This is a genomic window from Arthrobacter sp. CC3 (assembly GCF_039907775.1).
Taxonomy (GTDB): domain Bacteria; phylum Actinomycetota; class Actinomycetes; order Actinomycetales; family Micrococcaceae; genus Arthrobacter.
The window spans coordinates 17,584-40,681 of the sequence record NZ_JARCCY010000044.1 but is presented as its reverse complement, the minus strand read 5'-3'; the positions used below and the strand labels follow the sequence as shown (position 1 = coordinate 40,681).

The following is a 23,098-nucleotide window of genomic DNA, read 5'->3' as shown; positions in this document are numbered from 1 at the left end:
CGTCTGGCACCGCACTACCAGCCCCAAACAAGTCCTGGAACACTCAACCTGGCGACGAAAACACCAACACCGCGCACGACATAGTCATTACAAAACCCGCGGACACACCCCATAAACGCGACTGTAGTACTAGGCCGGCTTCGCCTCAAGCACGTATGACTTCAGGTCATCGAGCGTCTGCTGCATGTGCGCGTCCATGGCGCTGCGGGAGCGTGCGGCGTCCCGCGATTCAAGTGCCTCGGCAATGGTCCTGTGGTGGCCGATGGCATGCTCCTGGATCTCCCGGAACTTGGACGTTTCGGTCCGGCGCTTCTCCAGCACGCGGTGCAGCGGCTCAAACAGGACGGCGACAAAAACGTTCTCGGAGGCGCGGAGGATGACGTCGTGGAATGCGAGGTCGGCTTCCACGAAACCCGGCAAATCGTCGGAGTCATGCGCCTTGCGCATGGCGGCCACGTAGCCATGCAGAATCCCGATGTCCGCGTCGCTGATGCGGCTCGCCGCCAGTTCGCATGCGCCCGTTTCCAGCATCCTGCGGAGTTCAATCAGCTGGATGGCGGCGGAGGCATCATTCACGCCCTCTGACGCCGCGCGGAGCACTGCTTCGAGGGATGCCCAGCGGTTGAGCGGGTTGACGAATGTGCCCCGCCCGCGCTCCACACTCAGGATGCGCTGCGCCTCCAGCGTCTTCATGGCTTCCCGCACGGTCATCCGGCTGACCTCATGCTTCGCGCTGAGCTCCAGCTCCCCCGGGACGCTGGAGCCCGGGGGAAACTCGCCGGCAATGATCCGGTCGAGGAGCTCATCGGCCACCACGCCGACCAGTGATTTACGTGCCAATTTTCCCCCGTTCAGCGGTGAGCGACGATTTGTCCGACAAGTCTACTTGCGCGTCCCTGTGCCTTGTGCCACACTAGCATTCAAATGTTAGATGTCTGACATCTTACAAATACCTAACCGCAGCAGAGATTTCATACACAACGGAGTGCAAAGTGCCCCTTGAAGCAGATGTACTGGCAGCCTTCCCGGCAGAGGTCCAGATTCCCGCTGAGCTGGTTGCCGACGCTGTAGCGGCGTCTTCGGCAGCCTCCCCCCGCGTGCTTGTAGTGCTCGACGACGACCCCACCGGCACGCAGTCCGTTGCGGACCTGCCCGTGCTCACCCGCTGGGACGTTGCCGACTTCACCTGGGCCTTCTCCCACATCCGGGAAAACAACCTCAAGTCCGCCGTCTACGTCCTGACCAACACCCGTAGCCTGGATCCGGCTGAGGCCGCGGCACGGAACGAAGAAATCGTCCGCAACGCGCTGGCCGCAGCCGGGAACACAGCCGGCCCCGCGGGCGGAGAAGCACTGCGCCTCGGTTTCGTCAGTCGCAGCGACTCCACCCTCCGCGGCCACTACCCGCTGGAACCTGACGTCATTGCAGCCACTGTCGCCGCCGAGACCGGCGAGGGCACCGACGGCGTAGTGATCGTTCCGGCATTCCCCGACGCCGGCCGCGTCACCATCGGCGGTGTGCATTACATGCGCGGCACCGGGGCGGAGGCGGGCACGCTCACCCCCGTGGCCGAGACTGAATTCGCCAGGGACGCAAGCTTCGGGTTCGCCAACTCCGAAATGGCCAAGTACGTCGAGGAGAAGTCGCAGGGCCGGTTCGCCGCTGACTCCGTGATTGTCCTGGACCTCAACATCATCCGTGCCGGTGCTGCCGCTGCGGACCCGGCCATCTCCGCCAAGGCCATTGCGGACGCCATCGAATCCGCCACCGATTCCACGCCGATTGTGGCCGACATCGTCACCGAGAATGACTTCCGTGCCCTGGCCCTCGGCCTGGAAGAAGCAGAACGCCGTGGCAAGAAGCTGCTCTACCGCGTGGGTCCGCCCTTCGTCCGTGGCCGCATCGGCCAGGAAATCCGCGCCCAGCTCACCGGCGAAGAGGCCTATGCCGGCAACACCCCGTCTGAAGCCGGCGGGCTCATCGTGGTGGGCTCCCACGTCGGTGTCACCACCCGCCAGCTCAAGGCACTCACTGAACAGCACAGCGCGGCACGCATCGTGGAGATCGACGTCGAGAAGCTTCTTGGCGATAGCGCCGGCAGCTACCTGGACGAGACGGTGGACGCGGTGGTGGAGTCGCTGCGCACCGGCGACGTCATCGTGCACACCAGCCGCCTCCTGATCAAGACGGACGACGCCGCCGAAAGCCTGCGGATCGCACGCACGGTGTCCGCCGCCGTCGTCGCCGTCGTGAACCGCACGCTCAAGACCTTCCCGCCGCGTTTTGTGATCGCCAAGGGCGGCATCACGTCCTCGGACGTCGCCGCGCACGGCCTGGAAATCCGCCACGCGATCGTCCGCGGCCCCATGCTCCCGGGCATCGTCAGCCTATGGGAGCCGGTGGACGGCCCCGCCAAGGGCATCCCGTACATCGTCTTCGCCGGCAATGTGGGCGACGACCAGTCCCTCGCGGACGTTACGCGCAAGCTCAGCAACACCTTCTGAATCCCGACATAATTTCAATGGAGAACACCATGACCAGCAGCAACTACACCATCACCGTCCTAGGCCTTGGCGCCATGGGCCTGCCCATGGCCACCCGCCTCGCGTCCGAGCTGACCGTCCACGGTTTCGACATCGCCGAAGCCCGCCTGGAGCTCGCTGCGGCAGCAGGCATCAAGACCTTCGCCTCCGCCCGCGAGGCTTCCGAAGGCGCCGACGCGCTCCTTCTGGCAGTCCGCAACGGCGAGCAGCTCAACGATGTCCTCTTCGGCGAGAACGGCGTGGCCTCCGTGCTCAAGCCGGGCGCCGTCGTGATCCTCGGCAGCACCGTGGGCACCGACGCCATACCCGCCACCGTGGACCGCCTGGCCGAATACGGCGTCGAACTCGTCGATGCTCCGCTTTCCGGCGGCCCGAAGCGCGCCGGTGAAGGCGACCTGCTGATCGTGGTGGGCGCCTCTCCCGAGGCCCGGGAAAAGGCCCGCCCGGCCCTGGAACTGCTGGCCTCCACCCTCACCGTGGTGGGCGACAAGCCCGGCGACGGCCAGGCGCTCAAGACCGTCAACCAGCTGCTCTGCGGCGTCCACATCGCTGCAGCCGCCGAAGCCCTGGCCCTGGCCGACGCCCTCGGCCTGGACCAGGAGAAGACCCTCAAGGCCCTCGAAGCCGGTGCAGCGGGTTCGTTCATGCTTTCCAACCGCGGCCCGCGCATCCTGGAGGCCTACAACGAGGAAGGTGCCGAGGTGCTGAGCCGCCTGGACATCTTCGTCAAGGACATGGGCATCGTGGGCAAGGCCACCCGTGCCGCCGGCCTGGCCGCCCCCGTTGCCGCCGCGGCCGAGCAGCTGTACCTCCTGGGCCAGGCCCAGGGCCTCGCCGCGGCGGACGATTCCGCCGTCATCAAGGTTGTCGCCCCCACGAAGCGCACCGCATAATCCCCAACTAGAGCCCGACGACGGCGGTCCCCCCTCCGTCGTCGTCGTCGAACCACCTCGCCAGGCGTTGCCGGCGACGTCAAAGGAGACAATTCCCCATGAACCCCCTGATGAACTCCTTGATGGTGCGGGCCGCTGATGCCCCCGCCATCAAGCCGGCCGTGGAGCTGGGCACTCCGCTGCTGCTGACCATCGCCGCTCTCGGCATCGCACTCCTGCTGGTCATGATCATCCGCTTCAAGATCCAGGCCTTCGTGGCCCTGCTCACCGTCAGCATCCTCGTGGCCATCGCATCGCAGATTCCGCTGAAGGACGTCTTCACCGTCGTGGCCACCGGCGTGGGCGGCACCATGGGAAAGGTCGCACTGCTGATCGCCCTCGGCGCCATCCTGGGCCGGATGATCGAGGTGTCCGGTGGCGTCCAGTCGCTGGCCTCCCACTTCACCGCGAAGCTCGGTGCCAAGCGCGTGGCAGTGGCACTCACCGCCGTCGGCTTCCTGGTGGCCATTCCGGTGTTCTTCGAGGTTGGCGTGATCGTCCTGGTCCCGATCGTCTACGCGTTCGCCAAGATCGCCAAGGTCCACCCGGTGAAGTTCGGCCTGCCCATGGCCGGCATCATGCTGTCCATCCACGTCGCCGTGCCGCCGCACCCAGGCATCGTCGCCGGGGCAGGCGTCTTCGGAGCCGACATCGGGCTCATCACGCTGATCTCCCTGCTCATCTGCATCCCCCTCGGGTTCCTCTCCTACTGGGTTGCCAGCATCATGAACCGCAAGGAATACGAGCTCCTCCCCAGCGTCAAAGCACAGGTTGACGAGTTCGGTTCCGCTTCCCTGGTGCACGTTGGCCACGACGGCCCCGGCGCCCAGGCTGTTGCTCCGCCGCGGCCCGGCCTGATCATCTTCCTCATCGCCGCACCCATCGTGCAGATCCTCCTGGGCACTGTGGGCACCCTGACCATCAGCAAGGACAACTTCTGGTACGGCGTGGCCGCGTTCGTCGGCAACCCGTTCCTTGCCCTGCTCGTGGCAGTTGGCCTGTCGTTCTTCCTGCTGGCGGTCCGCCGCAACTGGTCGCTGCGCGAAACCGGCGAGATCTTCGAAGGCGCACTGCCTCCCATCGCCTCCATCCTGATGGTGGTTGCCGCCGGCGGTGTGTTCGGCGAAGTCCTGCGCACCTCAGGCATCGGCGCGGCCCTCTCGCAGACCCTGGACCACCTGGGCCTGCCGCTGATCGTCCTCGGCTTCATCATTTCCCTGGCGCTCCGTGCAGCGCAGGGCTCCGCAACCGTGGCCATCGTCACCACTGCGGGCCTGCTCACCTCGGCCGTGGCTGAAGGCGGCTACACGCCCGCCCAGATCGCCGTACTGGTCATCGCCATCGGCTTCGGATCTTTGGGCCTGTCCCACGTGACTGACGCCGGCTTCTGGACCGTGGTCCGGTACTACGGCCTCACCGTGTCCGACGGCCTCCGCACTTGGACCGTTCTGACCACCATCCTGGGCCTGGCCGGCTTCGCCCTGACCTTCGTCGCCTGGATCCTGGTGGGAGGCCTGAGCGCCTGATGCGAGCCCGACTCGACCACCTGGTGGTTTCGGCCCTGCAGCAGGGCGCCGCCGTGCCGGCCTTCACCTGCTACGACTTCACCACAGCCCTGGCCGTGGTGGAGGCAGCGGAAGAGGCCGGCCGCGGAGCCATCCTGCTGGTGGCTCCCAAGACCGCCGCAACCCCGAACGGGCTGCGCCTCATCACCGCGCTCCGCGGCCTGGCCGACTCCGCCAGCGTCCCGATTGCCGTGCAGCTGGACCACGCCTCCGATCTTCGGGTGATCGCCGACGCCGTCGCAGCGGGGGCGGACTCGGTCTTAGCAGACGGTTCGTCGTTGCCCTATGAGGACAACATCGCCCGGGTCCGCGAGGCGCGGGCCGTGCTGGCGGCGCAGGGCCATGCCGACGTCGTGATCGAAGCGGAACTGGGCGGGCTCGCCGGTGACGAGGACCGTGCCTTTGGTGCGGACGCCTCGGGCCCGTTGACGGACGGCAGCGTCGCCACAGGCGCGGATGCCGGCACCGCCGGGCTGACCGACTCCGCCCAGGTGGAGGACTTCGTGGCCCGCACCGGCGCCCAGTTGCTGGCCGTGGCCGTGGGCAATGTGCACGGCAGGTACAAGGGGGAGCCGCAGCTGCGGTGGGACGTGCTGCAGGACATCGCCGTGCGGACCCACATCCCGCTGGTGCTGCACGGTGCGTCCGGAATCCCGGCCGAAGAGCTGGTCAAGGCCGCCGCCATGAACGTGGGCAAGGTGAACTTCAACACCGAACTCCGCACCGGTGTGCTGGCCACGCTGGAAGCCGAAACCGGTCCCCACCGCGCCGACGGCGAGAACCTCCAGGGACTCCTCGGGAAGTGGAACGCCTCGGCCAGGGACTTCGCCACCGGCGCCCTGTCCACCCTCATGAAGTAGCGGAACGGTAAAACTCCCAACGGGGGAGGCTAGGATCGAGCCATGATCCCGGCCTCCCTCGTTTTCGCGTTTGTCGCTGCCCTGCTGCATGTCTACATCTTCACGATGGAGTCCGTCACCTGGACCCGGCCGGCCACCTGGAAGCGCTTCGGCGTCGCCTCACAGGCCGACGCCGAAACCACCCGTCCGCTGGCCTACAACCAGGGCTTCTACAACCTGTTCCTGGCCGTCGGCGCGCTCATCGGCGCGGGCGCGGTCATCCTCGGCCAGCCGGTGGTCGGCTGGACCCTCATCTTCGCGTCCTGCGGTTCCATGCTGCTGGCGGCCGCCGTCCTCGCCCTGACCGGGCGGAAGTACCTCCGCGCGGCCGCCACGCAAGGCACGACGCCGCTGCTCGCCGTGGTGCTCGGCCTCCTGGGGCTGCTGCTCGGCTAAGCCCGCTCCGATGCGCCGCCCGGCGTAGCTTCTGGTCCTTGACGGACGCCCGGCGGACAATGGACAGTACGCAGGGAATCGTTCCGCCTCGGTAGGGAGCGCAATGGGTGGTCCGCAGCAGCCGCAGCAGGCAGGCGCCGGGCAGGTTGTGCCCGCACCGGACCGCGACACCGTGATCGACCTTGTCCGCTTCTTCTGCCTGGCACTGGTAGTGGTGGGACACACCATGATGGTCAGCCCGGTACTCCACCCTGACGGCACAGTGACCACCGAAAACACGCTCGCGCTGCAGGACTGGTTCGAGCCCATCATCTGGATCTTCATGGTGATGCCGCTGTTTTTCGTGGCCGGCGGCATCACCGGGCTGCAGTCCTGGCGGCGGCTCAAGGCGCGCGGCGGCAGCGGACTGGAGTTCGCCCAGGCCCGGCTGTTGCGCCTGATCCGGCCGGCCGCCGCCCTGCTGGCCGTGATGTTCGCCGGGCTGTGGGCGGCCCGCCTGTCCGGCGTGGAACCACAGGTGGTGGAACTGATCGTCACCGGCGCCGGAATGCCGCTCTGGTTCCTGGCGGCGTACCTGGCGGCCCAGCTGAACATCCCCCTGCTGGCGGCGCTCCATGACCGTTCCCCCTTGCTGTCACTGGCTGGATTAACCGCGCTCGTGGTGGCAGTCGACTGCTTCCGCGGTACCCTGCCGCTGCTGGCGTACGCCAACATCCTGTTCCTCTGGTGCGCCGTCCAGCAGCTGGGGTTCGTGCTCGCCGACGCGCCCCGGGAGAAGACCCGAGCCTCCACACTTTTAGGCATTATCATCGCCAGCAACCTCCTGCTGGGGTTGGTGACGGGCCTGGGGCTGTACCGCGGCAACATGCTGGTGAACTTGAACCCGCCCAACTTCTGCCTGCTGCTGCTTGGAGCGGCCCAGGCTGCGGCGCTCCAGCTCGCCCGGCCGGTGCTCATGGGTGTTGCGTCGGCGCGGTGGGTCCGGGCCGTGGTGGGGCTGGCCGGACGGCACGCCATGACCGTCTACCTGTGGCACCTGCCGCTGCTGGCAGCCATGTCCGGGCTGCTTCTGCTGACCGATTTCCCCAAGCCGTCGGCCGGGACCGCAGCATGGTGGTGGTCGCGTCCGCTGGTCCTGCTCGGCGTCATCGCGCTCCTGCTCCCGGTGCTGGCAGTGTTCGGGCGGCTGGAAGAACGTCCGACGGCGTCTGTCCACTCCCGCCGCCGGTCTCCCGCCGCGGTGGTGACCGCCGTCGTCGTCGTTTTTGTGCCGGTGGCCGACGCGGCGCTCAACGGGCTGACGCTCGCCCTGCTGGGCGGGGGAGCGGCGTGCTTCGCCCTGGCGGTTCTCCTGCTCGGCCGGATTCCGCCGCGTCCAGCCACGCCGGGAGGCCGTAGCGGACCATTGCCACAGGCGCCTTTAAGTGCCAATGTCGAACCATGACGGAGAACACCGTATCCAGCGAAGACACGTTCAGTCCGGACGTCACCACCATCCGGAATGATGACCTGCACCGCTACGAACTGCGTGTCGGCGGGAAGCTGGCGGTCGAGTCGCGCTTCGTGGACAGACCCGGGCATGTGGACTTCATCCACACCGACACGGCGGCGGAATTCAAGGGACAGGGGCTGGCAAAGGTGCTGGCCCATTTCGCCCTCGATGACGTGGTGTCCGCAGGGAAGCGGATCATCCCGCATTGCCCCTTCATCTACGCCTACTTGAAGAAGCACGACGCCTACGAACAGTTCATCGACTGGCCCGAGCAGCCGCCCACGGACCAAATAACCGCGTCCTAGCGTTGGGCCCCCGCCTGGGGAAGGGCAGGCTTAGTCGTCGAAGTGCGTGGCCGGCGCCTCCGGGGCGAACGATGCCACGAGCTTTTCCGCCACGTCACGAAGCTTCAGGTTCCGGCCGCTGGAAGCCTTGGTGAGGATGGACATCGCTTCCGCCTGCGAACACCGGTTCTGGCCCATGATGATGCCGGCTGCAAGGTCGATGGCGGTGCGGGACTCCATGGCCGCCCGCAGGTCCGCGGCCAGCTTTTGCTGCATGCCGATTCTTACCGCAAGGCGGAGCGCCTTCTCGGCCTGGGCGGCAAACTGTTCGGCTTTCCGGACCGCGGCGGCGTCGAAGATGTCCGGGGCCGCACCAAAAACGTTCAGTGCAGCGGCAGCGCCGGCGTCAAGCGTCAGCGGTACTCCGAGCACGCTGAACTGCCCCATGGAGGCAATGGCGTGGCCGTATTCCGGCCAGCGGGGGTCCGTGCGGGTGTCCCGCACCAGTACCGTGGTGCCCGTCGTCATGGCGTGGAGGCACGGGCCTTCGCCGAAGCCGTGCTGGATCTCGTCGAAAAGGCGGGCCGCAGGGTTGCTCCAGGCCGCCGTTGTGGTTCTGTGGTGCCGGCTCAGGGTCACGGCGCAGGAAACATCCCGGCCAAGGGCGCGTGAGAGGGCGGCAGCTGAAAGCTCACAAAGCTCCGCGAGGAAACCGTTAACGTCGTCGCTGTTGATGACCAGATCCTGCAGCTGTTCGGCCACGGATGCGTCCAGCTTGATCTCATCCATCCTCCAAGTCTAGGTCCGGTGGGAAGTGTAAGACCCGGCGCGGAGGGCGGCTTGTGGCCCGGTCAACAATTTCGTATGGTTTAGGTGAGTTATGAAGCTGGCTCTTGGATGTCTCTGTGGGAGAACCCTTGAACCATAAACTGCGTGTGCTGGTCCGTGTGGACATTGATCCCGGACGAGTGACCCTGGAAGTCTCGGGCTGCCTGACCCAGGCCAACTACCCCGTATTGCTTCACATCATGCGCCGCGGGCGCCGCCTGTCCCCGGAGCAGGACATCACGGTGGACCTGCACAACGCGTCCCACCTTGACCCCGAGGTCCTGATGTACCTGCGCCACATCGCCGGACGCAGGGCTGAGGGCGGCGCGAATAACGGGCATGGCGCGAGCGGCTCCGACGCGTTCCGCCTCAATCTCGCCGAGCCCGCGGAAGTTCCCATCTGCCTGGAGCATGCCGGGCTGGCGGGCGGCGAAGAGGCCACGCTGGACAGCGAAATCAACGCACTGCTGGACTCCGACGCTGCTGCAGGCCTGGACATCGACGAAAAACTGGCAGCGCCCGGGGAACAGCGCACCATCGACGGCCTGGAGCTGTCCGAATACCTAGAAGGGAACCTGGATCCCGCCTCCACGGTACGGGCTTTGTCGGATGAAGCCCTCGGGAAGCTGGCCGACGCCCTGTACCGTCATTTGGACACGCCGAGCCCTTCCTTCGGCGCGCACACCTGGTACGAACTGGCCGCCGAGGAACTGCATGCACGGCACCTGACGGAGCCCGAAGGCCCGTCGCAGGAGGAAATCGCCGCGGGCTGACGGCCCGGCCCGCCGTCAGCGTCCGCCAGGCACCTTAGCCCTTTTTCCGGGCGTGCGGATAAGGTTGGACTGACTCAGGATTGTCCGCCCTTCCACGCTCCCTTGGTCTCACTTCGGAGCCGGGTCCTCACCGGGCGGCTGACTGAACGGACGAGGATCCAGGGGGACAGCCGGGCCATGACACCACGGCAACTGACCATCAGGCTTATTGTTTTGGCGACTGCCATCCTGGGCCTGAACTACATCATTTGGCGTTGGATGGTTTCCATCAACTGGGAAGCCTGGTGGATCGCGGTACCACTGGTCCTGGCGGAGACCTACTCCCTGCTCGATTCCCTGCTGTTCGGCGTCACTATGTGGCGGTATAGGCAGCGGGACACTCCGCCACCGCCGCCGGCCGGCCTCACGGTGGACGTTTTCATCACCACCTACAACGAGCCGTTCGACCTCGTTATGGGAACGGCCCGGGCAGCCAAGAACATCGCGTATCCGCACAGGACCTGGATCCTCGATGACGGCAACCGCGCCGACTTGCGGGACATCGCCGAGGCGGAGGGCATCGGCTGGATCACCCGGTCCGAGGACTGGGCCAACCGGCCCCGGCACGCCAAGGCCGGCAACCTCAATAACGCACTGCTCGCCACCGACGGCGAGTTCATGCTGATCCTCGACGCAGACCAGGTGCCGGACCCGAAGATTCTCGACAACACGCTGGGCTATTTCAACAACCGCAGGATGGCCCTGGTCCAAACACCGCAGGTGTTTGTCAACGTTCCGCCCAACGATCCGCTGGGCAGCCAGGCACCGCTGTTCTACGGACCCATCCAGCAGGGCAAGGACGGCTGGAACGCGGCCTTTTTCTGCGGTTCGAACGCCATCATCCGGCGGGAAGCGCTGATGCAGCTGGGGGTCATGCGCTACGTCTCGGAAACAGAGCTGGCACTGAACAAGGCGCTCAAGACGGCGGACAAGGTGGTGGCCAAGGCGAGGCGCCAGCTCGGGCCCGGGCAGGAGCGGCTGGCATCCGCGCTCTCCACCCTGGCGACGGACCTGCAGCAGGTCCGGCACGAACTTAGCGAGGGGCAGGCCATTGCCGACGTCACCTACCGGTTCCAGGAGCGCGTGGATGCCGTGGCCCGGAACCTGGTGGCGGAAGACTTCGCCGCGCTGCACGCTGAACTGAACTCCATTGAGGGGCTGTCCCGGACCATCGACGCGGACGGTTCCCTCGCCGTCGTCGACGACGTTGCACTGGACAGGCTCTCCCAGCGCGACTGGTCCCCGCTGGGGGCGGTGGAAACCGTCCGCGTCCTGATCGATTCCGTCAACGCCGAGAAGGCCGGCGAGGCGCAGGCCGTGATGCCGCTGGCCACGATCTCGGTGACAGAGGACATGGCCACCTGCATGCGGCTGCATTCCCTTGGCTGGGAATCGGCCTACCACCACGAACGGCTGGCCGACGGACTGGCCCCCGAGGACCTCGATTCGATGCTGACCCAGCGGCTCCGGTGGGCCCAGGGCACCATGCAGGTCATGTTCCGCGAAAACCCGTTTATGCAAAAGGGGCTCACCCTGGCCCAACGGCTGATGTACCTGGCAACCATGTGGAGCTATCTGTCCGGGTTCGCCGCGGTGGCCTACATCGCCGCCCCCGTGATCTACCTGACCCTCGGGATCCTGCCGGTCCAGTCCCTGAGCAACGAATTCTTCCTCCGGCTCATCCCGTTCCTGGTGATCAACCAGATCCTGTTCATGGTGGTGGGACGCGGGGTAAAGACGTGGCGCGGCCAGCAGTATTCGCTGGCGCTGTTCCCCACCTGGATCAAATCCGTCACCTCCGCGTTCGGGAACGTCTTCCTGGGCCGGGACCTGGACTTCCGGGTCACCCCCAAGACGCTGCAGGCACGCAGCCGGCTTCCGTGGCACCTGGTCCGGCCGCAGCTGATTGCCATGGCTGTGCTGGTCCTGGCGGCCGGAGTGGGTGTGATCCGGCTGTTGCTGGGCCAGGGCGATCTCCTGGGCAGCACTGTCAACTTTGTGTGGATAGCCTTCGACCTGCTGATCTTCAGTGTGGTCATCGAGGCTGTCCGCTACCCCGGCTATGATGCCTGGCTGGACAGCACCCAAAAGAAAGAAGGAAATCCATGATCGAATTCAACAACGAGACCCTGGCCAACGGGGTGGGCGTGATCCGTCCGGTGGGCCGGCTCAACATGGTGTCAGCACCGCACCTCGGCGCCAACATTGATGCGCTGATCAGCGATGGCACGGTCCGGCTGGTGGTGGACCTTGCCGGCACCGACTTCATTGACTCATCCGGCCTGGGTGCCCTGATTACCGGGCTGAAGAAGACCCGGCAGGCGGGCGGAGACCTTCGGCTGGCCAACCCGACGGCACAGATCACGGCGGTCCTGGAAATGACTAACCTCAACAGGGTGCTGCAGCCGGTCTCCTCCGTGGACGGAGCCTATTGATGAGCAGCGAGTTCAGCCTGCGCGCCGCCGCGGTGCCCGAAAGCCTGGAGCTGATCCATGAGCTGCTCGAGGACGTTTGGGCGGGCGAACCCGGCATTGAACCCATGGACCGCATCAGGTTCGAAACGGCGCTCATCGAGGTGGCATCGAACATCATCGAGCACTCCCGCCCGGCCGGCACGGACCCTGTGCGCTTCGTCCTGGCCGTGGAGTGCGAGCCGGAACGGCTCTTCGCCGAATTCACGGACAACGCCAGGCCCGCCGGCGTCGACCTCACCGCGGCCGAACTGCCGGACGACATGTCCGGGAGCGGGCGCGGACTTGCCCTGGCCAAGGTGGCGTTGGACCAGTTTTCCTACGCCAAGGAGGACGGCGGGAACCGCTGGACACTGCTCTGTCGGCGCAAGTCGGCGGCCACCGCAGCGCACTGAGCCGGCCACCCACAGCCGGAACGCGAATTCTGCCTCAAACGCCTCCCGAACGACAGTCAATGACGCTCCATTGAGCCGGGATAACCCCGCAAATCCGTCCATTTCATAATTAGCTCACAAAAGTTTGACTAAAAGGTTTACCTAAGTAAGGCTTGCCTTGCTACGTTAGCGCGCCTCCGAACGCCTACCAAAGGAAAACCTTGTGACGCTGTCGCCCCGTGTGGACGAGAAACCCCTGGATCTGCCCGCCCCTGCCGGCGGGCACGATTTCGGCTCCCGGGTGGAGCTCGCCCTCGCCGCCACCAACCACCTTTTCAACTCCCGCAATGCGCCCCGTTACGTGGCGCAGGTGCTTCAGGGCGTCAACGCCGTGGCCACCAAACTGGAGCGGACCACCAAGCCGTTTACCGGCGTCGGACCCCGCGAACTTCAGGCGCGCGTCGGCGCGGTTGACCTGGACCACCCCCTGCCGGACACTGCTGCCGCCCTGGCGGAACTGGAAGAGGTGTACCTGCAGGACGCCGTCTACTTCCATGACGCGAAGTACGCGGCCCACCTGAACTGCCCCGTGGTGATCCCGGCGCTGGTGGGGGAGAGCATCCTGTCCGCCGTGAATTCGTCGATGGACACCTGGGACCAGAGCGCGGGCGCCACCATGATCGAGCGCAGGCTCATCGACTGGACGGCTGAGCGGCTGTCCCTGGGTGACGCTGCCGACGGCGTGTTCACCTCCGGCGGCAGCCAGTCCAACTTCCAGGCGCTGCTCATTGCCCGCAACCATGCCGTGACCGGGCTGCGAAAGCTCCCCGGCAATGCGTCCCTCAGGCTTCCCGCCCTGCTGGAGAAGCTGCGGATCTTCGCTTCCGAAGACAGCCACTTCAGCATCCGCAAGTCGGCCTCCATGCTGGGGCTGGGGTACGACGCCGTCGTGCCGGTGGCCTACGGGCGGGACCATCGGATGGACCCCGCCGCGCTGGCCGGCGCACTGGCGCAAACGGCCGACGCCGGGCTGGTCCCGATCGCAGTGGTGGGCACCGCCGGCACAACCGACTTCGGCGCGGTGGACCCGCTCGTCGAAATCGCCGCCCTTGCCCGGGCGTACGGCGCCTGGTTCCACGTGGATGCCGCTTACGGCGGCGGCCTGATGCTCTCCGGCCGCTACGGCCACCGGCTGGACGGGATCGGCCTGGCCGACTCCGTCACCGTGGATTTCCACAAGACCTTCTTCCAGCCGGTGAGCTCCAGTGCCCTGCTGGTCCGGGACCGGGCCATGCTGCGGCACGTGACCTACTACGCCGACTACCTCAACCCGGAGAGCGCCGCGCTGGCGGACATTCCCAACCAAGTGGACAAGAGCATCCAGACCACGCGCCGCTTCGACGCCCTGAAGCTCTGGCTGACCCTGCGGATCATGGGCGCGGACGCCGTCGGCGCCCTGCTGGACGAGGCGATAGACCTTGCCGCACGCACCGGGCAGGCCCTGGCCGCTGATCCCGACTTCGAGCTCCTTGCCGAACCCCAGCTCAGCACCCTCGTGTTCCGCTACCGCCCGCTCCTGGCCGACGGGACGCGCCTCGATGAGGATGCCGCGGACACCCTTAACCCGGCGATCCGCGCCGCGGTATTCGCCTCCGGCGAGGCGGTGGTTGCCGGAACGAAGGTGGCCGGACGGCATTACCTGAAGTTCACCCTGCTGAACGCCGAGGCCACTCCGGAAGACATCAACACGATCATCAGCATGCTGCGCCGCACGGGTGAAGCGCTGCTGACCGGACAGGAAGCTGCAGCATGAGCACGTCCACTCCCTCCAGCACCTCAAGCTCCAGAACCTCAAGCGAGGGGCGCATTTACGACTTCGCCGGAATCGGCGTCGGGCCCTTCAACCTGGGGCTGGCCGCGCTCACCGAGCCCATCGACGGACTGGATGCCGTCTTCCTGGAGCGCCGCGACTCGTTCGACTGGCACCCCGGGATGATGCTGGAACCGGCCCACCTGCAGGTCCCGTTCATGGCGGACCTCGTGACGCTGGCCGACCCCACGTCGCCGTATTCGTTCCTGAACTTCCTCAAGCAGACCGGCCGGCTCTACCGCTTCTACATCCGGGAAAACTTCTACCCGCTGCGCGCCGAGTACAACCAGTATTGCCAGTGGGTGGCCGGCCGGCTCCCGTCGGTGCGGTTCGGCACGGACGTCCGGGAGATCACGTACGACGACGGCGTGTACGCGCTCTCCGTCCACGGTCCCGCCGGTCCGGAGGTGCTGCGTGCGCGGCGGCTGGTGCTGGGCACCGGGACGTCGCCGTACGTCCCCGCGGCCTGCGACGGAATTGTCGAGGCGGCAGCCAATGGCGGAGGACTGGTCCTCCACAACGCCGAGTACTTGTCGAGGAAGAGTGAGCTGCAGAAGCGGCGGAGCATCACCATCGTGGGCAGCGGCCAAAGCGCGGCGGAAATCTACTATGAGCTGCTGCAGGAGAGCGACGTCCACAGATACCAGCTCAACTGGGTCACGCGGTCCGGCCGGTTCTTCCCGCTGGAGTACACCAAGCTCACCCTGGAGATGACGTCACCGGAGTATGTGGACTACTTCCACGGCCTTCCGGAGGAACGGCGCGACGGCCTTATCAGGAGCCAGAAGAACCTGTACAAGGGCATCAACTCCGAGCTCATCGACGCCATCTACGACCTCCTGTATGCCAAGAGCCTCTCCGGGATGGTGGATACCCGGCTGCTGACGCACTCCGCCCTTACCGGGGCCTCGTGGGACCCCGCCTCCGGCACCCACACCCTGGAGTTCCGGCACGAGGAGCAAAGCGCCGACTATGCGCTGGACACCGAAGCCGTGGTGCTGGCCACCGGCTACGGCTACCGCGAGCCGGAGTTCCTCGCCGGCGTGCAGGACCGGATCGCCCGGGACGGCCGCGGCAGGTTCGCCGTCGCGCGCAACTACAGCACCGGCGTCGAACCCGGCGAGATCTTCGTCCAGAACGCGGAACTCCACACCCACGGCTTCGTCACCCCGGACCTCGGCATGGCCGCCTACCGCAACTCCTGCATCCTGCGCGAAATCACCGGCCGCGGGGTCTACCCCGTGGAACAAAGCATCGCGTTCCAGCAGTTCGGGGTTCCCGCGCCGGCCGTGACCGTGCCGGACATGCCTGTGCCGGACATGCCTGTGCCGGCGGGGGTGCGCGCATGAGCTTCACGTTCCGCTGCTTCGACCCCGACGCCGACGCGCACCTCCTGCACAGCTGGGTAACCCGGCCCTATGCAGCCTTCTGGGGGATGCAGTCCGCGTCCGTGCAGGACGTTGCGCAGGAATACTGGAAGATCCAGTCCAGCGGTCATCACCACGCGCTGCTGGGGCTCGACGCCGGCGTTCCCGCCTTCCTGATGGAGGAGTACCTTCCGGTTTTCTCTCCACTGGCCGGCCGGTACGCCGTGCAGCCGGGGGACATCGGGATGCACCTGCTGGTGGCACCGCCGGCCGGTACGCCGCGCCCCGGCTATACCGCCGCCGTGATGGAGACGGTCCTGGACCGGCTCTTCGCCAAGGACAAAGTGGAGCGCGTGGTGGTGGAGCCCGACGCCCGGAACCACAAAATCCACGTGCTTAACGAGCGGCTCGGTTTCCGGCCCGCGGGGGAGATCGCACTGCCGGACAAGCAGGCCCTCCTCAGCTTCTGCACCCGGGAGGCCTTCCATGCGGCCCGCGCCGCCCTTCATTCATCCCCGATCCGCCAGTCCCCGATCCGCCAGTCCCCGATCCGCCAGGGAGCGTCACTTTGACCACCGCAGAACTTGAATCCGTCCTCACCGCAGCAAACGCCGCAACCCACCTCACGCCGGAACGCTGGGCCGTCGCCAACCGACACCTGATCCGCAAGGCGCTCGCCGAGTTCTCCCACGAACGCATCCTCAGCCCGGAGCGGACCAGCGCCGGGGACTACCGGGTGCTCAGCGACGACGCCGCAGTTGAATACCGGTTCTCCGCCAGGATCCTGCACCTTGAGCACTGGTCCGTCGACGCTGCTTCGATCAGCTGCAACCGGGATGGGCAGGACGCGCCCCTGGATGCGCTCCGGTTCATTACCGAATTCCGTGACACCCTGGGGATCCGGCCGGAGATGCTCCCGGTTTACCTTGAAGAGATCAGCAGCACCCTTGCCAGCCACGCCTACAAGCAGTGGATCGGCCAGCCGTCGTCCGCGGAACTGGCGGCAGGCGTGACCGGCGGAGCCGACGTCGCCACGGACTTCCAGGCCATTGAGCGCAGCATGACCGAGGGCCACCCCTGCTTCGTGGCCAACAACGGCCGGCTGGGTTTCGGCATCAGCGATTACCGCGCCTTCGCCCCGGAAACCGGTGCTTCCGTGCAGCTGGAATGGATCGCGGTCCACCGGAGCAAGGCAGTGTTCACTTCCAGCGAGGGCCTGGACTATGCAGCCCACCTTGACGCCGAACTGGGTGCGGGCACCCTGGCCTACTTCGATGCCGAGCTCGGTGCCCTGGGACTGGACCCTGCCGCGTATTTCCTGATGCCGGTGCACCCGTGGCAGTGGGAGAACAAGCTGACGGTGACCTTCGCGGCCGAGATCGCCCAGCAGCACATCGTGCACCTCGGGATCGGGGCGGACGGCTACCAGGCCCAGCAGTCCATCCGGACGTTCTTCAACACCGCCTCCCCGGAAAAGGCGTACGTTAAGACCGCCATGTCCGTGCTGAACATGGGGTTCATGCGCGGGCTGTCCCCGCAGTACATGAAAGCCACGCCGGCCATCAATGACTGGCTCCGGGACCTGATCGGCGGCGATGAGGCCCTGCAGGCCCGCGGGCTGGCCATGATCCGGGAGGTGGCGGCGATCGGATACCACAACGGCTACTACGAGGAAGCTGCGCCCAAGGATTCGCCCTACCGGAAGATGCTGTCCGCGCTGTGGCGCGAAAGCCCGCTGCCGCTTCTGGAGGAGGGGCAGCAACTTGCCACCATGGCCTCGCTCCTGCACACCGATTCCGCGGGCACACCCATGGTCTCCGCCCTGATTGAACAGTCCGGACTGGAACCCGGCGAGTGGCTGCGGCGGTACTTCGAGGCGTACCTCGTGCCGCTGGTGCACTGCCTGTACCGCTACGAACTGGCGTTCATGCCGCACGGCGAGAACGTGATCCTGGTGCTCCACAACGGGGTGCCCGTGCGGGCCGTCATGAAGGACATCGCCGAGGAAATCGTGGTCATGGGGAACCGGATCGAACTGCCGGACGCCGTATCCCGGATCAAGGTGGATATTCCCGACGACGAGAAGGTCCTGGCCATCTTCACCGACGTGTTCGACTGCATCTTCCGGTTCCTCGGCGCCCTCCTCGAGGAAGACGGCGTGCTCCGGGGCGAGGAATTCTGGCGCATCGCGGCCCGGACCATCCGCGATTACCAGGCTGAGCACCCCGAACTCGCGGACCAGTTTGCCCGGCACGACCTGTTCGCGCCCGACTTCCAGTTCTCCTGCCTCAACAGGCTGCAGCTGCGCAACAACCAGCAGATGCTGGACCTCGCGGACCCGTCCGGAGGCCTGCAGATGGCCGGCAGGCTGGTGAACCCGCTGGCGAAATTCGCCTAGGGAGTTCACCGAGATGGCATGTCACGGCAGTCGTGGTCGCAGCGACTGCCGTGACGTGCCATCTCGGCGCCGGTTGAGGGAGGCGCCGGGCGCAACGTGCCACTAGGCTTCTGCCATGACCGAACAAGTTCCCGGACCCACGGCCCTGATCACCGGCGCGACGGCGGGCCTTGGCGCCGAGTTTGCCCGCCAGCTCGCGGAACAGGGGCACCACCTGGTGCTGGTTGCACGCGATGCGGAGCGCCTGCGGGCCGCCGCGCACGAACTGGAGAACAACTACAGCATCACCGCCGAGGTGCTCTCCGCGGACCTGACCGACGATGCCGGGGTGGCCGCCGTCGTCGAACGCCTTTCCGATTCTTCCCGGCCGGTGGAGATCCTGGTCAACAACGCCGGCATCGGGCTACTGAAATCCTTCGACCAAAACAGCATTGACGAGGAACGCAGGCACCTGCGGCTGCACGTCCAGACGCCCATGGAACTGTGCCACGCGGCACTGCCGGGCATGCTGGCGCGCGGGTCGGGCAGGATCATCAACGTGGCCAGCGTCGCCGCCTTTGCGAACCGGGGGAGCTACTCGGCGGCGAAGGCCTGGCTGGTGAGCTTCAGCCGCTGGGCCAATCTGGCCTACGCCGGCAGCGGGGTCAAAGTCACGGCCGTGTGCCCGGGGTTGACCCACACCGAATTCCACGACCGGATGGGCATGGACAAAACCGTGGCCCCGCGGTGGCTGTGGTTGCACGCAGACCGGGTGGTCCGCGAGGGCCTCGGGGATAACGAACGCGGCCGCGCGGTGTCCATCCCCACCAAGCGGTACAAAGTGGTGGCCGCCGTATCCCGGATGCTGCCCGCGCGGTTCACTTCGGGACCGCCAAAAAGGCCTGCAAAGTAACCCCCGGGTTCAGCTGCGCGGTTGCAGCCGGACGGCCCGCCGCCGCACCAGGACAATCACCAGGATGCCCACCACCGCGCCCACCACGGTTTCCACGGCCCGTTCCGTGATGAGGACATAGGGGTCCGCCGGGGCGGCAAGTTGCGTCATCAGCAGGATGACGGGCGTGAAGGACACCATGGCGAGGCCGTAGTGCCTGGTCATAAAAAGTTCAGTAGTGAACTGGAAGGCGATGACCAGAAGCGCCAGCACGGCGGCTTCCGCCCCCGGAAAGAACGTCAGCGGCGCCCACGGCACCGGAAGGAGCACGACGGCGACCAGCACCAGCCCGAGGAATGTCCCCACCATGCGGTGGAGGCCGCGGTGCACACTGCTGGGCAGGTCAGCTCCGGCCAGGGGAACCGCGGCGGCGGCCATGGCCCAGTGCGGGTGTCCGCTGCCGCTGAGAACACCGATGGAGCCCGCGGTTCCCACTGCGAGGACATAGCGGGCCGCGTGGACCGCAGCTGCCTGTCGCCGCAATCCGCTGAGCGGTGCGGCTGACCGGACCGCTCCCGGCTGCCACTGCCGGCCGCGGACCCAGCCACCGAATCCAATGGCTATTGAAAACGCGGCGGAGGCGGCTGCGATGAGCAGCGCCGCAAACCAGGGAATGGTGGTGGGGACTGAGGCGCAGGCGCCGAGGGCCAGGATGCCGAAGAACGGGCCGTTGGGCTTCAGGTTCACCCGATCGGAGAACACTGAGCCGACGCCGGCCAGGACGGCTTCCACCCCCACCAGCCACCAGGAGTGCAGGTGGTTGACGGACAGGAAAATGCCGACGCCAACACCGCTGAGCAGGACCAGCGCGGCCTGGGCCTGGTGGGTGAGGCGGAGCTGGTGCGGTTCGGACCGTCCGTACATCCCGGTCAGGGCACCAAACACGGCATAGATGATCAGGTCCGGACGGCCGAAAACCAGGAGGGCCAACGAGGGGACGGCCACACTGACTGCCACGCGCAGGGCGGCCAAATGATCATTGTTGGCCGGGCCGAGGCTATGCAGGTCGCGGAGATGCCGCCGGAGTACATGGGCCATAGGTACCTCCGGTCGGTTTTTGTGCGTTCGTTCCGAGCGCACTTCCTCAAAAAGTCTGCCAGACGCGCGGAAGGCCTGCTTTGCACGCTGTCACAAAGGAACATGGTGCAAAGCAGGCCTCGTAGGCGGGGCAGCTGGGCTACAAAGCTAGGCCTTCGCAGGAACCTTTTCGGTTTCGCGCAGCTCGTCCTCAAACGGCATGTCATCCAGGTTGATCAGCGGGTTCTCATCCTGGGTGGCCACGAGCTCCTGTGCCTCAGCCTTCGTGTCCACGCTGGGCATGGAGCCCGGCAGCGGACGGTTGGCCGATTCCTTCAGGAAGTAGATGGCCACGGCGCCGATGGCCGAGGTGGCCATCAGGTAGTAAGCGGGCATCATGTCGTTGCCGGTCGCCTTGATGAGGGCAGCCACAATGAACGGCGTGGTGCCGCCGAAGATCGCTACCGAGAAGTTGTAGGCAATGCCCATGGCGCTGTAGCGGCTGGCCGTGGGGAACTGGGCCGGCAGGGCCGAGGCCAGGTTTGCCACATAGAACGTGACGGGGAATGCGATCAGTGACAGGCCGGCCAGGGTCGACCAGATGTCGCCGACGCCGATCAGGAGGAAGGCAGGCGCGGCCAGCACGATCGTGCTCACGGCACCGATCCACAGGACCGGACGGCGTCCGATACGGTCCGAGAGCTTGCCGGTCAGCGGGATGCACAGGCTCATGACCACTAGCACGGGGATCGTCAGCAGCGTGCCGTGGACGGGGTCGTAGCCCTTGGCGTCGGTCAGGTACGTCGGCATGTAGGACGTCAGGGCGTAACCGGCGGTGTTTGCCGCGGCCACAAGGACCATGGCAACAATAATCGGGCGCCAGTTGGCCTTCACAACACCCACGGGACCCTTGGCGGCAACGTCAGAGGACTTGGCTGCTTCCTTGCCGAGCTCTTCCTGTGCGTCCAGGGTTGCCTGGAACTGCGGGGATTCCTCAATCTTGCTCCTGAAGTACACCGCGATGAGGCCCAGCGGGCCGGCGAGCAGGAACGGAATACGCCAGCCCCACTCCTCCATGGCAGCCTGGCCCATGGTCAGCTGGAGGGCTGACACGAGGGCGGCACCCATGGCAAAGCCGAGGTAGCTTCCCAGGTCAAGGAAGCTGGCGAAGAATCCGCGGCGCTTGTCCGGGGCGTACTCGCTCACGAAGGTGGTGGCACCGGCGTACTCGCCACCGGTGGAGAAGCCCTGCACGATCTTCAGCAGCACCAGCAGGGCGGCCGCCCACAGTCCGATCTGCGCGTAGCCCGGGAGGAGGCCGATGGCGAACGTACTTGCCGCCATCAGCATCAGGGTTGCTGCCAGGACCTTCTGGCGGCCCACTTTGTCACCGAACCAGCCGAAAATCACTCCGCCAAGCGGGCGGGCGATGAAAGTGGCGGCAAATGTGCCCAGCAGGAACAGCGTCTGCGTGGACGGATCGGATTCCGGCAGGAACACCGGACCCATGGTGGTGATCAGGTAGCCGAACACGCCGACGTCGTACCATTCCATGGTGTTGCCCACGATGGTTCCGCCGAGGGCTTTCTTGAGCATCGGCTTGTTGACGACGTTGACGTCGGAGACTTTGAGTCTGCGGCGAGGCAACAGCCTCGACTTCTTAGCGCTTTGGGGCGCCGCGCCCGGGGGCACTCCTGGCAAAATATTATCGGTTCCGCGGGCGTTGTTCGCGCCTGCTGAAGAGTCGGTCATGCTTCGGTCTGTGGGCATTTGGGCTTCTCCTATGGAGGTCATTTGCTTGCGACTTGTAGCTGCCCCGCTCTGGGCAGGCTTTCAATTTTACGCGATTTCCATGGTGTTTCCGAGTTCGGTGGCGTATGATCCGGGGTTTAGAGGGCAGAACGGCGGCCGGAACCCAAGTTATTTTGCGCCGTTTCACCGCGCCAGCACTGGAATCTGCGGATTTTCCGCATCGTTACCAAACCTTTTTCGGCCAGCGGCCCATAAAGCACCCAAATTCGCCGAATAATGCCCTTCAGCTCACACCTGCCAAGTGATGCGAGCGGGGCACGAATCCATCCGAACCGGGGGTTCCCAACCGGCCGGAACACTGCCTAAGGTTGACCCATGGGAACACTGATCTTCGGATAGGCCGGCGGCCGGCCACCAGCGGTGTTCCTGCTGGCCTGTCCGCCCGCACCATTCACCAACAAACAAAGCTCGTTGAGGCGTACTTCCGAGCTATCCGTTTCCGTCATACAAGGAGTGCTTCCATGACCCACAAAGACAACACCCAAGGCGCCGAACCGAAATCGGGCGCGGACACAGACCAGGACACAGAATCGCGGGAGGCCGGATCGCCGGAAGCCGGCCAGGGTATCAAGTCCCGGCTGACGGATGCCCAGAAGGAAATGCTGGCCAGCAAGTCCCGTGGGGGCGCCGGGTCGCAGAGCGTTTCGCACGGCCACAAACCCACGCATGCCAGCGGCAAGCAAGGCCCTGCCCAGAAAAAAGTCCGCTGGTAGGTACTGCAGACAAGCCGTAACCGCAGACCTAATATTGGTGGACGCTTCATTTCAACGCGGAAAGGAAGAGCACAAAATGGCTGAGAAAAATCCTGGGGGACAGCTGGAACCGGAGCTTGCCAGTCATCTGGCGGAATCCATGGACGAGGCGCCCGCGCCCGAGATGCCAGCTCCCGCGGGCCCCGTTAGCGGCGGCCGGCAGTGGCCGGATGGCAACGGCAAGCGGCGTCATCCGAAGGAACGCGGCACCGCCCACGGCCGGATGGGCCATGAGGCAGCAGTGACCGCAGTCCACCGGACCGGCCGGCCGCAGATGCCGCACTCCTCCTAAGCGGAATCCCCAAAAGACGGAATCCCGAATACCAACCCGGGGCCGGGCGACACCCAAAACGGG

General features: G+C 66.0%; 22 protein-coding genes. 18 read left to right on the top strand and 4 right to left on the bottom strand.

From position 1 onward, the window contains the following. Positions 1–129: 129 nt before the first annotated feature. Positions 130–840 carry a FadR/GntR family transcriptional regulator gene (locus tag PV761_RS20175; protein ID WP_347899426.1) on the bottom strand — a complete coding sequence of 237 codons (711 nt, stop codon included), beginning with the start codon at positions 838–840 and terminating at the stop codon, positions 130–132. 152 nt (positions 841–992) lie between these two features. Here PV761_RS20175 and PV761_RS20170 point away from each other — a divergent pair, with 152 nt between their 5' ends. The 7 genes from PV761_RS20170 (at position 993) to PV761_RS20140 (ending at position 8,132) form a co-directional block, all read left to right on the top strand. Beyond that, positions 993–2,504, top strand: coding sequence for a four-carbon acid sugar kinase family protein (locus PV761_RS20170; protein ID WP_347899425.1), 1,512 nt, complete (start codon positions 993–995; stop codon positions 2,502–2,504). A gap of 29 nt (positions 2,505–2,533) precedes the next feature. Beyond that, entirely contained in the window at positions 2,534–3,436 is a 903-nt protein-coding gene (locus tag PV761_RS20165) for an NAD(P)-dependent oxidoreductase (protein ID WP_347899424.1), read from the top strand. Positions 3,437–3,534: 98 nt separating this feature from the next. Next, positions 3,535–5,001 (top strand): GntP family transporter, encoded by a 1,467-nt coding sequence (locus PV761_RS20160; protein WP_347899423.1) that lies wholly within the window; start codon positions 3,535–3,537, stop codon positions 4,999–5,001. After that, entirely contained in the window at positions 5,001–5,900 is a 900-nt protein-coding gene (locus tag PV761_RS20155) for a class II fructose-bisphosphate aldolase (protein WP_347899422.1), read from the top strand. The genes PV761_RS20160 and PV761_RS20155 overlap by 1 nt, the downstream gene beginning before the upstream one ends. A 42-nt stretch (positions 5,901–5,942) precedes the next feature. Continuing rightward, entirely contained in the window at positions 5,943–6,335 is a 393-nt protein-coding gene (locus tag PV761_RS20150; RefSeq protein ID WP_347899421.1) for a DUF1304 domain-containing protein, read from the top strand. A 103-nt stretch (positions 6,336–6,438) separates the two neighbouring features. Further along, positions 6,439–7,779 (top strand): acyltransferase, encoded by a 1,341-nt coding sequence (locus PV761_RS20145; RefSeq protein WP_347899420.1) that lies wholly within the window; start codon positions 6,439–6,441, stop codon positions 7,777–7,779. Continuing rightward, positions 7,776–8,132 carry a GNAT family N-acetyltransferase gene (locus PV761_RS20140; protein WP_347899419.1) on the top strand — a complete coding sequence of 119 codons (357 nt, stop codon included), beginning with the start codon at positions 7,776–7,778 and terminating at the stop codon, positions 8,130–8,132. Before PV761_RS20145 ends, PV761_RS20140 begins: the two co-directional genes overlap by 4 nt. A gap of 30 nt (positions 8,133–8,162) precedes the next feature. On the opposite strand, the gene PV761_RS20135 is transcribed toward PV761_RS20140, so the two are convergent. Continuing rightward, the gene (locus PV761_RS20135; RefSeq protein ID WP_347899418.1) at positions 8,163–8,900 is read right to left on the bottom strand and encodes a GAF and ANTAR domain-containing protein; all 738 of its coding nucleotides are present in this window, start codon (positions 8,898–8,900) and stop codon (positions 8,163–8,165) included. A gap of 128 nt (positions 8,901–9,028) precedes the next feature. Here PV761_RS20135 and PV761_RS20130 point away from each other — a divergent pair, with 128 nt between their 5' ends. From PV761_RS20130 to PV761_RS20090, 9 genes are all read left to right on the top strand, one after another. Continuing rightward, entirely contained in the window at positions 9,029–9,712 is a 684-nt protein-coding gene (locus PV761_RS20130; protein ID WP_347899417.1) for a hypothetical protein, read from the top strand. Between the two features lie 177 nt (positions 9,713–9,889). Next, entirely contained in the window at positions 9,890–11,860 is a 1,971-nt protein-coding gene (locus PV761_RS20125; protein WP_347899416.1) for a glycosyltransferase family 2 protein, read from the top strand. Next, on the top strand, positions 11,857–12,186 hold the full coding sequence (locus PV761_RS20120; protein WP_347899415.1) for an STAS domain-containing protein: 330 nt from the start codon (positions 11,857–11,859) through the stop codon (positions 12,184–12,186). The genes PV761_RS20125 and PV761_RS20120 overlap by 4 nt, the downstream gene beginning before the upstream one ends. Then, positions 12,186–12,617 carry an ATP-binding protein gene (locus PV761_RS20115; RefSeq protein WP_347899414.1) on the top strand — a complete coding sequence of 144 codons (432 nt, stop codon included), beginning with the start codon at positions 12,186–12,188 and terminating at the stop codon, positions 12,615–12,617. Before PV761_RS20120 ends, PV761_RS20115 begins: the two co-directional genes overlap by 1 nt. Before the next feature lie 208 nt (positions 12,618–12,825). Continuing rightward, positions 12,826–14,409, top strand: coding sequence for an aspartate aminotransferase family protein (locus PV761_RS20110; RefSeq protein ID WP_347899427.1), 1,584 nt, complete (start codon positions 12,826–12,828; stop codon positions 14,407–14,409). Further along, a complete protein-coding gene (locus tag PV761_RS20105; protein ID WP_347899413.1) occupies positions 14,406–15,815 on the top strand; it encodes a lysine N(6)-hydroxylase/L-ornithine N(5)-oxygenase family protein in 1,410 nt (469 codons plus the stop codon). The genes PV761_RS20110 and PV761_RS20105 overlap by 4 nt, the downstream gene beginning before the upstream one ends. Beyond that, positions 15,812–16,405, top strand: a complete 594-nt coding sequence (locus PV761_RS20100; protein ID WP_347899412.1) for a GNAT family N-acetyltransferase — start codon at positions 15,812–15,814, stop codon at positions 16,403–16,405. The genes PV761_RS20105 and PV761_RS20100 overlap by 4 nt, the downstream gene beginning before the upstream one ends. Continuing rightward, complete coding sequence (locus tag PV761_RS20095; protein WP_347899411.1) at positions 16,402–18,231, top strand: IucA/IucC family siderophore biosynthesis protein; 1,830 nt, start codon at positions 16,402–16,404, stop codon at positions 18,229–18,231. The genes PV761_RS20100 and PV761_RS20095 overlap by 4 nt, the downstream gene beginning before the upstream one ends. Positions 18,232–18,346: 115 nt before the next feature. Then, complete coding sequence (locus PV761_RS20090) at positions 18,347–19,123, top strand: SDR family oxidoreductase (protein ID WP_347899410.1); 777 nt, start codon at positions 18,347–18,349, stop codon at positions 19,121–19,123. A gap of 9 nt (positions 19,124–19,132) precedes the next feature. Here PV761_RS20090 and PV761_RS20085 read toward each other — a convergent pair whose 3' ends face one another. Continuing rightward, a complete protein-coding gene (locus PV761_RS20085) occupies positions 19,133–20,200 on the bottom strand; it encodes an FUSC family protein (protein WP_347899409.1) in 1,068 nt (355 codons plus the stop codon). A 147-nt stretch (positions 20,201–20,347) separates the two neighbouring features. Next, positions 20,348–21,949, bottom strand: a complete 1,602-nt coding sequence (locus PV761_RS20080) for an MFS transporter (RefSeq protein WP_347899408.1) — start codon at positions 21,947–21,949, stop codon at positions 20,348–20,350. Between the two features lie 503 nt (positions 21,950–22,452). Here PV761_RS20080 and PV761_RS20075 point away from each other — a divergent pair. Continuing rightward, positions 22,453–22,704 carry a hypothetical protein gene (locus tag PV761_RS20075; protein ID WP_347899407.1) on the top strand — a complete coding sequence of 84 codons (252 nt, stop codon included), beginning with the start codon at positions 22,453–22,455 and terminating at the stop codon, positions 22,702–22,704. A 76-nt stretch (positions 22,705–22,780) separates the two neighbouring features. After that, positions 22,781–23,035, top strand: coding sequence for a hypothetical protein (locus tag PV761_RS20070; protein WP_347899406.1), 255 nt, complete (start codon positions 22,781–22,783; stop codon positions 23,033–23,035). Positions 23,036–23,098 lie beyond the last annotated feature (63 nt).

What these genes read in the sequence shown, in the direction of transcription:
- PV761_RS20165 (WP_347899424.1), top strand. Translation starts at nt 2,534, where the DNA reads ATGACCAGCAGCAACTACACCATCACCGTCCTAGGCCTTGGCGCCATG.
- PV761_RS20160 (WP_347899423.1), top strand. Translation starts at nt 3,535, where the DNA reads ATGAACCCCCTGATGAACTCCTTGATGGTGCGGGCCGCTGATGCCCCC.
- PV761_RS20155 (WP_347899422.1), top strand. Translation starts at nt 5,001, where the DNA reads ATGCGAGCCCGACTCGACCACCTGGTGGTTTCGGCCCTGCAGCAGGGC.
- PV761_RS20150 (WP_347899421.1), top strand. Translation starts at nt 5,943, where the DNA reads ATGATCCCGGCCTCCCTCGTTTTCGCGTTTGTCGCTGCCCTGCTGCAT.
- PV761_RS20145 (WP_347899420.1), top strand. Translation starts at nt 6,439, where the DNA reads ATGGGTGGTCCGCAGCAGCCGCAGCAGGCAGGCGCCGGGCAGGTTGTG.
- PV761_RS20140 (WP_347899419.1), top strand. Translation starts at nt 7,776, where the DNA reads ATGACGGAGAACACCGTATCCAGCGAAGACACGTTCAGTCCGGACGTC.
- PV761_RS20135 (WP_347899418.1), bottom strand. Translation starts at nt 8,900, where the DNA reads ATGGATGAGATCAAGCTGGACGCATCCGTGGCCGAACAGCTGCAGGAT.
- PV761_RS20125 (WP_347899416.1), top strand. Translation starts at nt 9,890, where the DNA reads ATGACACCACGGCAACTGACCATCAGGCTTATTGTTTTGGCGACTGCC.
- PV761_RS20120 (WP_347899415.1), top strand. Translation starts at nt 11,857, where the DNA reads ATGATCGAATTCAACAACGAGACCCTGGCCAACGGGGTGGGCGTGATC.
- PV761_RS20115 (WP_347899414.1), top strand. Translation starts at nt 12,186, where the DNA reads ATGAGCAGCGAGTTCAGCCTGCGCGCCGCCGCGGTGCCCGAAAGCCTG.
- PV761_RS20105 (WP_347899413.1), top strand. Translation starts at nt 14,406, where the DNA reads ATGAGCACGTCCACTCCCTCCAGCACCTCAAGCTCCAGAACCTCAAGC.
- PV761_RS20100 (WP_347899412.1), top strand. Translation starts at nt 15,812, where the DNA reads ATGAGCTTCACGTTCCGCTGCTTCGACCCCGACGCCGACGCGCACCTC.
- PV761_RS20090 (WP_347899410.1), top strand. Translation starts at nt 18,347, where the DNA reads ATGACCGAACAAGTTCCCGGACCCACGGCCCTGATCACCGGCGCGACG.
- PV761_RS20085 (WP_347899409.1), bottom strand. Translation starts at nt 20,200, where the DNA reads ATGGCCCATGTACTCCGGCGGCATCTCCGCGACCTGCATAGCCTCGGC.
- PV761_RS20080 (WP_347899408.1), bottom strand. Translation starts at nt 21,949, where the DNA reads ATGCCCACAGACCGAAGCATGACCGACTCTTCAGCAGGCGCGAACAAC.
- PV761_RS20075 (WP_347899407.1), top strand. Translation starts at nt 22,453, where the DNA reads ATGACCCACAAAGACAACACCCAAGGCGCCGAACCGAAATCGGGCGCG.
- PV761_RS20070 (WP_347899406.1), top strand. Translation starts at nt 22,781, where the DNA reads ATGGCTGAGAAAAATCCTGGGGGACAGCTGGAACCGGAGCTTGCCAGT.